Source organism: Fluviibacterium sp. S390 (assembly GCF_049800695.1).
Classification (GTDB): Bacteria; Pseudomonadota; Alphaproteobacteria; order Rhodobacterales; family Rhodobacteraceae; genus Meridianimarinicoccus.
The window spans coordinates 109,702-122,666 of record NZ_JBNAFN010000010.1; the positions used below are offsets into that span (position 1 = coordinate 109,702).

Annotated in this window: 10 protein-coding genes; 3 read left to right on the forward strand and 7 right to left on the reverse strand. The window is 65.1% G+C overall.

The window, feature by feature from the left end; genetic code table 11:
* Positions 1 to 20 precede the first annotated feature (20 nt).
* From napA to napF, 3 genes are read right to left on the reverse strand one after another with little or no spacing between them, the layout of a single operon-like run.
* On the reverse strand, positions 21 to 2,513 hold the full coding sequence (gene napA, locus ACP15K_RS10165; RefSeq protein ID WP_193143014.1) for a nitrate reductase catalytic subunit NapA: 2,493 nt from the start codon (positions 2,511 to 2,513) through the stop codon (positions 21 to 23).
* A 16-nt stretch (positions 2,514 to 2,529) separates the two neighbouring features.
* Positions 2,530 to 2,790: a chaperone NapD gene (locus ACP15K_RS10170; protein WP_193143015.1), complete on the reverse strand. Its 261-nt coding sequence runs from the start codon at positions 2,788 to 2,790 to the stop codon at positions 2,530 to 2,532.
* Positions 2,787 to 3,296, reverse strand: a complete 510-nt coding sequence (napF, locus tag ACP15K_RS10175; protein WP_193143016.1) for a ferredoxin-type protein NapF — start codon at positions 3,294 to 3,296, stop codon at positions 2,787 to 2,789. Before napF ends, ACP15K_RS10170 begins: the two co-directional genes overlap by 4 nt.
* Before the next feature lie 666 nt (positions 3,297 to 3,962).
* Here napF and ACP15K_RS10180 point away from each other — a divergent pair.
* On the forward strand, positions 3,963 to 5,030 hold the full coding sequence (locus tag ACP15K_RS10180) for a tyrosine-type recombinase/integrase (protein WP_424990442.1): 1,068 nt from the start codon (positions 3,963 to 3,965) through the stop codon (positions 5,028 to 5,030).
* A 134-nt stretch (positions 5,031 to 5,164) separates the two neighbouring features.
* Here ACP15K_RS10180 and ACP15K_RS10185 read toward each other — a convergent pair whose 3' ends face one another.
* Both ACP15K_RS10185 and ACP15K_RS10190 read right to left on the reverse strand, forming a co-directional pair.
* Entirely contained in the window at positions 5,165 to 6,277 is a 1,113-nt protein-coding gene (locus tag ACP15K_RS10185; RefSeq protein ID WP_424990443.1) for a ParB/RepB/Spo0J family partition protein, read from the reverse strand.
* Entirely contained in the window at positions 6,277 to 7,593 is a 1,317-nt protein-coding gene (locus ACP15K_RS10190) for an AAA family ATPase (protein ID WP_424990444.1), read from the reverse strand. The genes ACP15K_RS10185 and ACP15K_RS10190 overlap by 1 nt, the downstream gene beginning before the upstream one ends.
* A gap of 387 nt (positions 7,594 to 7,980) precedes the next feature.
* Between ACP15K_RS10190 and ACP15K_RS10195 the strand changes: the two genes are divergently transcribed.
* Both ACP15K_RS10195 and ACP15K_RS10200 read left to right on the forward strand, forming a co-directional pair.
* Positions 7,981 to 8,685: a DnaA N-terminal domain-containing protein gene (locus ACP15K_RS10195; RefSeq protein ID WP_193143020.1), complete on the forward strand. Its 705-nt coding sequence runs from the start codon at positions 7,981 to 7,983 to the stop codon at positions 8,683 to 8,685.
* A 135-nt stretch (positions 8,686 to 8,820) separates the two neighbouring features.
* Positions 8,821 to 10,785 (forward strand): acyltransferase family protein, encoded by a 1,965-nt coding sequence (locus ACP15K_RS10200; RefSeq protein WP_424990445.1) that lies wholly within the window; start codon positions 8,821 to 8,823, stop codon positions 10,783 to 10,785.
* Positions 10,786 to 10,858: 73 nt separating this feature from the next.
* Here ACP15K_RS10200 and ACP15K_RS10205 read toward each other — a convergent pair whose 3' ends face one another.
* On the reverse strand, positions 10,859 to 12,397 hold the full coding sequence (locus ACP15K_RS10205; RefSeq protein WP_193143022.1) for a tripartite tricarboxylate transporter permease: 1,539 nt from the start codon (positions 12,395 to 12,397) through the stop codon (positions 10,859 to 10,861).
* Between the two features lie 10 nt (positions 12,398 to 12,407).
* Entirely contained in the window at positions 12,408 to 12,839 is a 432-nt protein-coding gene (locus ACP15K_RS10210) for a tripartite tricarboxylate transporter TctB family protein (protein ID WP_424990446.1), read from the reverse strand.
* Positions 12,840 to 12,965 lie beyond the last annotated feature (126 nt).

The window sequence follows — 12,965 nt, forward strand, 5'->3', positions numbered from 1 at the left end:
TCCTTGGCTCAAGTCCGGGCTCAGGCGCGCTCGACCTTGCAGGCGCATTTCTTGAAGTCGGTCTCTTTCGACAGCGGGCAGGTCGCATCCAGCGTCAGCTTGTTGATGAGCTGGCCCTCGTCGAACCACGGCACGAAGACCAGGCCGCGCGGCGGCTTGTTCCGGCCCCGTGTTTCCACCCGGCTCAACATCTCGCCCCGGCGCGAGGAGATCAGGATCTCCTGCCCCCGGCGCAGGTCGCGGTCGCGGGCATCGTCGGGATGCATGTAGACCACGGCGGAGGGGAAGGCGCGGTGCAGTTCCGGCACCCGGCGGGTCATCGACCCGGAATGCCAGTGCTCCAGCACCCGGCCCGTGCAGAGCCACAGGTCGAATTCCTCATCGGGAACTTCCGGGGCAGGCTCGAACGGGGCGAAGATGATCTTCGCACGGCCATCCGGGTTGCCATAGAACTCGACCCCCTTGCCTTCGCCGACATAGGAGTCATAGCCCTCGCGGAAGCGATAGAGCGTTTCCTTGCCGTCGACCACGGGCCAGCGCAGACCGCGGGCCTTGTGATACATCTCGAAGGGCGCCAGGTCGTGACCGTGGCCGCGCCCGAAGGCGGCGTATTCCTCGAACAGACCCTTCTGGACGTAATAGCCGAAATGCTCGGATTCGTCGTTGGCAAAGCCCTCGGCGGTCTCGGACACCGGGAACTGGTTGACGACACCATTCTCGAACAGAACCTCGTACAGGGTCTTGCCCGCATGTTCCGGCATCTTGGCCAGCAGTTCGTCGCCCCAGGCTTCCTCGACCGTGAAGCGCTTGGCAAATTCCATCAGCTGCCACAGGTCGGATTTCGCCTCGCCGGGCGCATCCACCTGCTGACGCCAGAACTGGGTGCGCCGCTCGGCGTTGCCATAGGCGCCTTCCTTTTCCACCCACATGGCGGTGGGCAGGATCAGGTCGGCGGACATGGCGGTCACCGTCGGATAAGGGTCCGACACCGCGATGAAGTTCTCCGGGTTGCGATAGCCCGGCAGACCTTCCTCGTTCATGTTCGGGGCGGCCTGCATGTTGTTGGTGCACTGCACCCAATAGGCGTTCAGAACCCCGTCCTTCAGCATCCGGTTCTGCAGCACCGCGTGGAAGCCCGGCTTCGGCGGGATGGTGCCTTCGGGGATGTTCCAGGCGGTTTCGCAGATCTCGCGGTGCTTGTCGTTGGCCACCACCATGTCGGCGGGCAGACGGTGGGCAAAGGTGCCGACTTCGCGCGCGGTGCCGCATGCCGACGGCTGGCCGGTCAGCGAGAACGGCGAGTTGCCGGGTTCGGAGATCTTGCCGGTCAGCAGGTGAACGTTGTACATCAGCCCGTTCACCCAGGATCCGCGGGTGTGCTGGTTGAAGCCCATGGTCCACAGGCTCATGACCTTGCGGTCCGGGTCGGCGTATTGCTGGGCCAGACGCTCGAGCTGCGCTTCGGGAACGCCGGAAATCTCGGAGGCTTTCTCCAGCGTATATTCGGACACCGACTCGGCGTACTCCTCGAAGGTCATGTCCGACAGCTTGCCCGAATCCGGGTTGGCCGCGGCCTGCTGCAGCTCATGCTCGGGGCGCAGGCCATAACCGATGTCGGTATCGGTCCGCTTGAAGTTCACATGGGCGTTGACGAAATCCCAGTTCACCGCGTCGTTCTGGATGATGTAATTGGCGATGTAGTTCAGGATCGCCAGATCGGCCTGCGGCGTGAAGATCATGCCGTTGTCGGCCAGTTCGAAGCTGCGATGCTCGTAGGTCGACAGAACGTGCACTTCGCAGCCCGGCTTGGTCAGGCGGGTGTCGGTCAGCCGCGACCACAGGATCGGGTGCATCTCGGCCATGTTCGAGCCCCAGAGCACGAAGGTGTCCGCATGTTCCAGATCGTCGTAGCAGCCCATCGGCTCGTCGATGCCGAAGGCGCGCATGAAGCCGACCACGGCCGAAGCCATGCAGTGCCGCGCGTTGGGATCGATGTTGTTGGAGCGGAAGCCGGCCTTCATCAGCTTGGCGGCGGCATAGCCTTCCCAGACCGTCCACTGGCCCGAACCGAACATGCCGACCGAGGTCGGGCCCTTCTTGACCAGCGCCTCTTTCCACTTCTCGGCCATGATGTCGAAAGCTTCGTCCCAGCTCACCGGCTCGAACTCGCCATTCTTGTCATAGACGCCATTGGTCTTGCGCAGCAGCGGCGTGGTCAGCCGGTCCTGCCCGTACATGATCTTGGACAGGAAATAGCCCTTGATGCAGTTCAGCCCGCGGTTCACAGGGGCATCGGGGTCGCCCTGGGTGGCCACGACACGGCCATCCTTGGTGCCGACCAGAACCGAACAGCCGGTGCCGCAGAAGCGGCAGGCGGCCTTGTCCCAGCGAATGTCGGGGGTCCGCACCTGCGCGGCGGCCTGGCCGCTTGCAAGGGGAATACCTGCGGCCGCAGCGGTGCTGGCGGCGGCGGTGGCTTTCAGGAATGTCCGGCGAGAGTCCGAAATGGTCATGCGTCTGTTCTCCGGCTTAGCGACTGGCGAGTGGGACCCGCTGGGAAAGGTCTTCGAAATGGTGATAGTTCAGCGTGACCGAAATCACGCCGGGGATCTGGTGAAGCGCCATGATCTGGTCAGAGGCGCGTTTGTCGTCGATGTCTTCCACCACCACGACGAATTTTCCGTCGTCGGTGGCGGCATGAACCTCGACCCCGGCCATGCCGGTCATTTCGGACCGGGCCGCATCGGCCTTGTCCTTTGCAACATGCACGAGGCATCCACAGATATTCAAACCGCGGCCTCCTTGTTCGTGATTTCCGGGTGATAGAAGTCGATGGCGCCAGTTGGGCAGGAATAAGCACATCCGCCGCACCCCGTGCATTGATCGAGGTCAACTACGGGCCGCGAACACCCTCCCAACGCCAAACGAAATGAAATTGCGGCAGGTTCGCAGGAATCCTGGCAGCTGCGGCAGGTGACGCCGTTCATCGACAGGCAATTGTCGGCAACCCGCGCCTTCCACGACCAGGCCGCGACCCGGTCCGGCATCAGGGCCTCGGTCGGGCAGGCCTCGGCACATTGCCCGCAAAACGTGCAGGCCCCGCGCGCGAAATCCACCACCGGACCATTGTCCGCATCGCGCACAAGGATGCCTTCCGGGCAGGCAGTAATGCAGTCGGCACAGCGCGTGCAGGCTTCCAGAAAAGCGGAAGACACGCCCGGCGGACGCATCACGGTGCGGGCGTCCGGCCCCACCCTTCCCCTCAGAAATTCCCTGCGACTTGTTGCGGTTGCCATTCAGCTGCCGACCTTTTTTCTTACGTGGCGGGGCGACCGTTTTTGCGGCTTGCGCCAGAATCCGACCCACCGGCCAAGGATGCACCATTTACGCTGCCCCCAAAAGGCCATCTTGTCGCATATCTTTAGATTTTCCGTCTGGTCATTTGACTTTACGCGGCACTGATCCCAAGTGTTTTTGTTGCCTTCCGCGGGGTAACACGCGATGGTTGCATCCCGGCGCGGACACCCTGTCAGCCTGCGGAATTCCCCCCGATACAGGCCCACCCGTTCCGGTTTTCGACAGACCCCTGATCCGCATGATGAACCGGCCCCGCCCTGACCCGGCAAAGGTTGGTCAGAACACCCGCCACACAGGGCCAGGCGTGGGGGTCCTGTTGATCACCCCTGGATCAAGGGAGGATTGCGGTAAGCACCGGCCTGTGACCCTGCCCTTCCCTGCCCCGATGTGACACGCGCCCACGGCAGGCCCGTCACCTAAGCGCACTTCTGGAACCATCGGCACATCCGGGTCTTGTCACGATCCCCGATTCCTGATTTTCTTGTGCGCATTATATCTAGTTTTTGCACACTACTGTGTTCTCCCGAAATCTCCGGCATTTGAACCGATAATCTCCCCTTATCAAAGCCCTTGAGACGATACGCCAAATCCCCCAAACTCTGCCCATGACACGCCCCTCCCCTGCCCCGCCACTGCTGCTGGCCGAGGCCGCCCAGCACCTGTCGCAAACCGATCGCGACGCGCTGCATGACCTTTACCTGCGCGGCACGCCCGACAATACCTTGCGCGCCTACGAACGTGATCTGGTCTATGTCACCGCCTGGAAAGCCGCCGCCTTCGACGCCCCACTGGACTGGCCCGAGGCCGAGACCGTGGCCCTGCGCTTCATCCTCGATCACGCCCGCGACCTCAGCGAGGCGCCCCTGACCGACCCCGCCCGGATCACCGCCGAGACGCTGATCGACGCGGGTCTGCGCCGCCAGCTCACCTGCCCCGCGCCCTCGACGCTGGACCGTCGCATTGCCTCGTGGCGGGCCTTTCACGGCATGCGCAACCTCGCCAATCCGTTCGAGGCCCCGCTGGTGCGTCAGGCCCGCGCCAAGGCCCGCCGCGCCGCCGCCCGGCCCCCGGCCCCAAAATCCGCCCGCCCGATCACCCGCGACCTTCTGGAAGACCTTCTTGCCACATCCGGCCCCGGCCATCGCGGGTTGCGCGACCGGGCGCTGCTGCTGACCGGCTGGGCTTCGGGTGGCCGTCGCCGGTCCGAGCTGACCGGCTTGCATCGCGCCGACATCGATCTGGAGGATTTCGAGAAATCCGGCGTGGTCTGGATCCGCCTTATCGAGACCAAGACCACCACCAAGGGCGACACCCCGCGACTGGTCCTGAAGGGCCGCGCCGCGCGGGCGCTGGTGGCCTGGATCGACGCGGGCAAGATCACCGGCGGGCCGCTGTTTCGCGCCATCTCGAAATCCGACCGGGTGCTCAAGCGCGGGCTGGCCCCCGAGGCCGTGGCCCATATCCTGCGCCGCCTGCTGGTCGCTGCAGGCTATGCCCCGGATCACGCCAGCCCCCACGGCCTGCGGTCCGGCTTCCTGACCCAGGCAGCCCTTGACGGCGCCCCGATCCAGGCCGCTATGCGCCTGTCGCTGCACCGTTCTGTCTCACAGGCACAGCGCTATTACGACGACGTGGACATCACCGAGAACCCGGCAACCGACCTTCTGGATTGATCCGGACCCACGGTTTTCCCCGCAACCACCGGCCCAAAGAAAAACCCCGCCAGAGGCGTGAGCCAGTCCAGCGGGGTGTTTTCCAGGGCCGTAACCCGTGGGTTACGGCGGGCGATTTTCGGGTAACCCGTGGGTTACTCCACATCCAGCGGCTTGATGCGCGGCTCGATTGGCGGAGTGTCCTTCAGCGCCTCTTCGAACAGTCGCACGGCGCGTTCCAGCCGGTCGCGGGGAATGACGGTGAAGTCGCGCTTGCTGACAATCCGGCATTCACCATCCCGCGCGGTGACCTTCAAAGACCCGATGGCCAGTTCATACTTCTCGCGCCGTTGCGGACGCGCGGCCGTCTTTGCACCGTCCTTGCGCAGCTTCTGGCCGTAGCTCAGGAAGCCCGCGATTTCCTCGGTCTGCTGATCCTCGGACACACAAGCCTCCAGCATCCGCCGCAGGGTTCCGGTGCGTTCCGGCTGCGCCTTCAGCATCCGCGCCAGATCCACGCCGGTGTTGCGCGAGATCGCTTTGGGCCATTTCACGGCCCCGTCCAGTTCCGTCAGCAGGAACACGAAACTGCGGATGTAGGAGCGTTTCATCTTGTGCAGCGAGGCATAGAGCCGGCCCACCATCGCCTCGGCATCCTCGCCCTCGACCAGCGGATCGCGGGCGGCACTGATCGCCACCTGCGCCATCTCGGCAAAGGTCAGATCCTGCCGGATGACGTTTTCTTCCACCATGTCCACATAGCGCGACACGCGGTCCGGGGCTGTGCCATCATCGGTGCCCTCGATGCGCGCGGTGACGGTCAGAAAGGCGGTGTCGCCGGTTTCCTGAAACAGCTGGGTCAGGGCGGTCAGGCGGCGCCAGCCTTTCTTCAACTGATAGCGGCCACGGGCGTCGAGATAGACCTCGATGGGCTCGCGCTGGCCGCGCGCACGGATCGAGGCCTTGAGTTCCTCCATCTCTTCCGAAACCGCGACCTGATCCAGTTCCAGCCGGTCACGGGGCAGGTCGTCGGTATCGATCTCGGTGGTGCGCAGGTCCACCAGGATGCGGCCTTCGTCCTGCGCAACCCGGAACGCCTTGGCATCGGCGGCATTGCGGCGGCGCTGTTCGACCTTGGCCTCGGTGGATTGTTGCAGGCTTTCGGCGGCCTCGCGCACCGCCGCGCCCATGGGACCAACCGAGCGTTCGCGCCGGGGCGAGGGCGATGGGTCGAGCGTCCCGAACCCAAACTTGTTCTTGCCGGTCATCATGCGTCCTCCCGCATCCGTTGCGGCTGCGGCTGGTCTTGCCAGGCCGCCAGCAGGCTTTCCTTGAACTCGCCATAGGCACGGTCGAAACTTTGCCGCGCGCGTTTCCAGGTGTCGCGGGTCATCATCCGGTAGTCCTGTTCATAGACCGACATCTGGAAGCGGCCGGACTGTTCGACGGCGCGGGTCATCTCGATCGGGTGGCGGCAGACGTCGGCGCCAAAGACATTCTGGAAGGCACCCATCATGGCGACGTGCAGCGGGTTGGCGGCCTCGAACCGGGTCATCAGCAGGCGGATGTCGCGGAACCGTTTGGGCAGGGCGATGCCCGCATCCTCGGCCAGGTCTCCGAAGCCTTCCGATATGTCGGCCATGGCGTCGCCAAGCTGGCCCAGATAGCTGGTGGTGCTGTCGTATTCCCAGTAGCCGGGGCCGGAGGGGATATAGAGGATGTCGGCAGCGAAGGCGGCGTTGAGCGACTGGTAGCCGATGGCCGGCGGGCAGTCGAAGAGGATCAGGTCGTATTGGTCGTCGGGAAGCTCGTCCAGGTAGCGGGCGACGCAGCCGAAGAAGCTCCACGCCTTGTGGACCGAGCGGTACTGGGCCGAGGCAAATTCCACGAAGGCGGCGTTGGCGCACGATGGAATGATGTCGATGGTCGGCCAGCAGGTTTTCTGGATGAAGTCCTGAAACCGTTGCGCGCCGATGGACTGCACATCCTCGGGCAGTTCGTCCGAAGCGGGGTAGGGGCAGTCGTCGGGATCGTCGTAGCTGGCGGCGATGCGGTCGGCCTCGCGGCACAGGTCGCGACACATGATGCCCCAGACCGTGTTCCATTCCTTGACCTCGACCAGCCCCATGGAGTGGGTCAGCGTCGCCTGCGGGTCGAAGTCGATGACCAGCACCCGGTAGCCGTCCAGGGCTGCGGCATTGGCCAGATGCTGGGCGACCACGGTCTTGCCGACGCCGCCCTTGAAGTTGGACACCGCCACCCGCATCGCCCGGCCCTTGGGACGGTCGGGCAGCAGGGTCTTGCCGCGGAAGCGGACGCGGCGGCGCAGCTCGTTGATCTCGTCGAGCGAGAACCAGCGCTGGCGGCCGTCTTCCTCGGTGTGGCCCTGCGGCAGCGAGGGATCGTCGGCCAGCTTCTTGCGCAGGGTGTCGGCGGCGACATTGAACATGAAGGTGGAAATTTCCCAGATCGAGAAGGGGCGGAGGGATTTCACCTCGGCCGGGGAGAAGGTTGCCTTGCGCACCGCCGATTGCTGCGCAAGGCTGCGTTCGTTCATGGATTGGAGATCGGAATGGTCTCGCATATGGCCTGCCTCGTGTTTTTTCGTCTTGTTTTCTGAATAACGGGATTTCTTGATTTTGGCAAAACCGGAATTTGCAGATCAATTATTGCAGGAGATTGCCGCAGGCCAAGGGGGTTTGCGGGTCAAAGCGGCGGATTTGGGCAGATTTGGTGACAGGCAGGGCGGAATCCGGCAAGATATGGTGACACCAACAGGCCAATAGGGTGACAGGCAAGGTGTCCCCCTTCTCCTTTAATCCCTAAACAATCTTTCTTTTGAGGGTTTTGCCGGGAAATCCCGAATTTCGCGCGGAATTGACAAATTACGGGAATTCATGCCTATTCTGGTCTCAGATGGAATCGGGGCGAGAAACGACCTCTGATCCGTGAGGCAGTGTAGAGGCAGCGCATGTTCGAAGCCAAGCGCATCGCCGGCCCTGGGGCCGGAGTGATGAAGTATGACCTGTTGACGGCCCTGAGTGCTGCGGCGCTGAGAGGGTCTGTCACCGAGCAGACCTCGGTGCTGCGGCTCGTGGCGCTGGTCACCGCCCGCTACAACTGGGTGCGGGACGAGCTGAGCAGCGGTCAGGAGGAGATGGCGCGGATCTGGGGCGTCACCCTGCGCACCGCCAAGCGCGAGGTCAAACGGTTGATCGACATGGGGCTGCTGATCCTGCTGAAGGCCGGGGTGCGCGGACGGGTTGGCCGCTATCGCCTGTCGCGGCCCGGCATCGTCGCCTATTCGCGGACCATCTGGCCCGAGGTCGGCCCGGATTTCGAAGGCCGGATGCAGGAGGTGACGGGGCAGGGGCCGCGTGAGGATCCGCCCACGCCTGAAACCAAGGTGGTTCAGGTCAGCTTCGGCGGGGAAGATGTGCCGGGGCAAGGGCGCTGGGGCCGGGTGCAGGCGCGGTTGCGCACGGCGGCGCCGGAAGCCTATGCCAACTGGTTCCGCCGTCTTGTGCTGGCCAGTGCCGAGCGCGGCATCGTCACGGTGATGGCGCCCAATCCCTTCGTGCGGGACTATGTGACGGTACATCTGCAGGGCCAGTTGATGCAGGCGGTGGCGGCCGAGTTTGGCGATGTGCAACGGCTGGACGTGATTGCCGGGTGAGTGCGTCCCTTTGGTTCGCCGAAGGAAACCAAATACCGCCCGAATCGTGATATTGGTTTTTCTGTTTTTTGATTCTCGATTTGGCGTCGTGCGCGGTCCGATAGTCGTGGCCACAGCCGTCGCGGGCAGGGCTGGATGCGGTATCGCAAGGACATTGACGGGCTGCGCGCAGTGGCGGTGGCGCCGGTCATCCTGTTTCACGCCGGTATTCCGGGATTTGCGGGCGGCTATGTCGGGGTCGATGTATTCTTCGTCATCTCGGGCTTTCTCATCACCTCGATCCTGCTGGAGGACCTGCAAGGGGACCGGTTTTCGATCGTGCGGTTCTACGAGCGGCGGGCGCGGCGCATCCTGCCGGCGCTGGTGTTCGTCTGCCTGTGCTGTCTGCCATTGGCCGCGACGATCATGGTGCCGCAGGAGATCGCGGAGTTCAGCGCCAGCCTGCGCGCGGTGGCGCTGTTTTTCTCGAACGTCCACTTCTGGCTGAACAGCGGTTATTTCGACACCGCAGCGGAATTGCGGCCCCTGCTGCACACCTGGAGCCTGGCGGTAGAGGAGCAGTTCTACATCCTGTTCCCGCCGTTCCTGTGGCTGGTCTGGAAGCTGGGCCGCCACGGGGCCGTGGCGGCGGTGACGGTGGTGGTTCTGGGCAGTCTGGTGCTGAGCCAGATGATGGCGCCGCGCTTTCCGCTGGCCAATTTCTTCCTGCTGCCCAGCCGGGCGTGGGAACTTGGCATCGGGGCCTTGTGCGCCTTCGCCGTGCAGGGCGGACGGGTGCGGGCCAGCCCCTGGGCGCCCTGGGTCGGGCTGGCGATGATCGGCGCGGCGGTGGCGCTGTTTGACGAGACCACGCCGTTTCCGTCGGTCTACGCGCTGCTGCCGGTGCTGGGCACGGCGGTGGTGATCCTGTTCGGCGGCGGGTCCGGGGGGGGCGTGCGGCTGCTGAGCTTGCGCCCGGTGGTCGGGCTGGGTCTGATCAGCTATAGCGCCTATCTGTGGCACCAGCCGCTGTTTGCCTTTGCCCGCATCGGCAGTGTCACCCCGCCCGGTCTGGGCGTCATGCTGGGGCTGAGCCTGCTGGCGGTGGTGCTGGCGGCGCTGAGCTGGCGTTTTGTCGAGCAGCCGTTCCGCCATGGCGGCGCGCCCCTGCTGGCGCGGCGGTCGCGGCTGTTCGGGGTGTCGGCCCTGGGCCTGGCGGCGCTGCTGCTGGCGGGGCAGGCGGGGGTGGCCACGGGCGGCTGGCGCGATCTGTGGATGCGGCTGTCGCCGCCCGATCTGGTGGCCAATTATCGCCTGATCGAGGCCGTCGAGAAGGAATCCCCCGACCGCGACGCCAAAGATTGCCTGTTCCATGTGGCGCGGCCCGAACCCACAGATCCGCAACTGCAGGCCTGTTTCGATCTTCACGGGCCGGGGGTGGCGATTCTGGGCGACAGCCACGGGATGGACCTGTTCAACGCCATCGAGACCACCACCGGCGCGCCCTTCGTCGCCAGTTTCGCCGAGGGCGGCTGCCGCCCGCACACGCCGCGCCATTTCTGCCGGTTCAAGGAGTTTCTGGCCCTGCTGGAGGCGCAGCCGGAGCTGTTCAAGCTGGTGATCTTCGAGCAGGCCGGGTTCTACCTGATGCAGGGCGAGGGCTATGACCACGGCCAGCGCGGGATGCTGGCGGATCTGCCCATCGATGTGCCGGTGCCGGACTTTATCCCCAACACAGACTGGATCGACCGCAACATCGCCTATCTGGAGCAGGTGGCGGCGCGCACCCGGCTGGTCTGGTTCGGCCCGCGGCTGGAGCCGCATTTCCCGGCGCGGATGATCCTGCGGGCGGGTTGCACTTATCCCTATGCGCTGCGTGACAACCAGCGCGCGGTGTTCGACCGGCTGGAGGCCGAGATCGAGGCGCGGCTGGCGGGAACACAGATCGAATACCTGTCGCAGAACCGGCTGGCGGCATTTTCCTTCCCCGAGGACCTGATGAGTTGCGACGTGATCTACTGGTCCAGCGGCGATCATTTCAGTGCGGCGGGCGAGCGTTATTTCGGCACCCGGTTCCGCCTGCCGGAACGGCTGCTGGAGGCCGCGCCGGACGGCTCGTGACCCCGCGCGGGACATGAAAAGGCCCGGCCGTCGCGAAACGGCCGGGCCTGTCAGGCAGGGCAGGGGAGGGGGGTCAGTCCGAGATCGACCCTTCCTCGTCGCGGCGCTCGTGCATCTTCGATTTCACCTTGCGGCCGACGATGAGGGGCAGGATGAAGCCGATGGTGGCGAACAGCCACAGGCCGATGGACAGCGGGCTGTCGATCAGGGTCCACCAGTCGCCGTTGTCGATGGTGATGGCGCGGCGCAGGTTGTTCTCCATCGAGTTGCCCAACAGCGTGCCGAGGATGATCGGAACCAGCGGCACGTCAAGCTTGCGCAGAACCCAGCCCATGACCCCGAAGCCGATCATCACCACAAGGTCGAAGGACGACCCCGAAATGCCGTAGATGCCGACGAAGGACACCATGGCCACCACCGGCATCAGGATGCGCGGTGGCACCATCAGCACGCGGGTGAACAGGCCCACCATGGGGATGTTCATGGCCAGCAGCATGAAGTTGGCGATGAACAGCGCCGCGATCAGGCCCCAGACCACATCGGGGTTCTGGGTGAACAGCAGCGGGCCGGGGGTGATGTTCAGCGCCAGCAGCACCGCCAGCAGCACCGCCGTGGTGCCCGAGCCCGGAACGCCCAGAGCCAGCATCGGCACCAGCGCGCCACCGGCGGCGGCATTGTTGCCGGCCTCGGGCGCGGCCACGCCGCGCGGATCGCCCTTGCCGAAGGTCTTGCCGTCCTTGTCCACCAGCCGCTTTTCCAGCGAGTAGGAGATGAAGGAGCCCAGCGAGGCACCGGCCCCCGGCAGCACGCCCGCCAGGAAGCCCAGCACGGTGGAGCGCGCCATGGTCGGGGCGGTGTCCTTGAGCATCTTCATCGGCGGCGTCAGGCGGCCGATCTTCACCGGGGCCGAGGCATCGGCCTCGCCGTGGCGTTTTTCGAGGAAGATGAAGACCTCGGACAGGGCGAACAGGCCGACGATGGCCACCAGAAAATCCAGCCCGTCATACAGGTGCACTTCGCCGAAGGTGAAGCGCGGCACGCCGGTCTGGGTATCGACGCCGACCATCGCAAGGCCAAGGCCAAGCGCGGCGGCAAAGGCCGATTTCGCCTGGTTGGTCGAGGACACGCCGCCCAGCGTCATGAAGGCCAGCGCGAACAGGGCGAAATATTCCGCCGGGCCGAACAGCAGGGCGATCTTGACCAGCTGCGGCGCCAGGAAGATCAGCCCCCAGGTGGCAAAGAAGGCACCGACGAAAGACGCGATGCCAGAAAGCGACAGCGCCTGACCGGCCATGCCCTTCCTGGCCATCGGGTGGCCGTCCAGACAGGTCATCATCGCCGGTTCATCGCCGGGAATGTTGAGCAGGATCGACGAGATCCGGCCGCCGTACATGGCGCCGTAATAGACCGAGGTCAGCAGGATCAGCGAGGGCGTCGCGCCAAGGCCGAGGGTGAAGGCGAGCGGGATCAGGATGGCGACGCCGTTGGAGGGGCCAAGCCCCGGCAGCGCGCCCATGATGGTGCCCAGGAAACAGCCCAGAAGGGCCAGCAGGATGTTCTGCCACGTCAGTGCGATGGCAAAACCGTCGGCAAGGGATGCAAGTGTGTCCATGACGTACCTCTCAGAACCCCAGCGGGCCGCGGGCCAGCGACAGGCCGAGCACCATGTGGAAGATGACGTAGATGCCCAGCGAGGTGCCGATCCCGGTCACGACCGAGGCGATCAGGCCGGAGCCGAGCCGCCAGGTCAGGTAGGTGGCGGCAAAGGCGGTGGCGATGACGAAGCCGATCTCGGGCAGCAGTTCGGCGTACAGGATCATGACGACGACGGCGGCCAGAACTTCGGCCAGTCGGGGCAGGGCGGGCCATTCGGGTTCGGGGTCGGGCTTCAGCGCGATGACGATCGAGCTGAGACCGAGCACGGTGGCGATGATCAGCGGGAAGGCTTTGGGACCGACGGCGTCGGACAGAAAGCTCTCTTCGATCGCGAAGGCGGCCAGGGCAAAGCCGATCGCGATAAGCAGGCCGACCACGCCGAAGATGCGATCACTCATGGGGATCTCCTTTTCGGGGCAGGGCAGGATGGGGGGCAGCTGGGCAGCAGGGGGGCCGGGGGGCGCGGGGCGGGGGGGGCCCCGCCGGGGGGGGGGGCGGCGGCGCCGGACGGGTTTTTGGGGCGA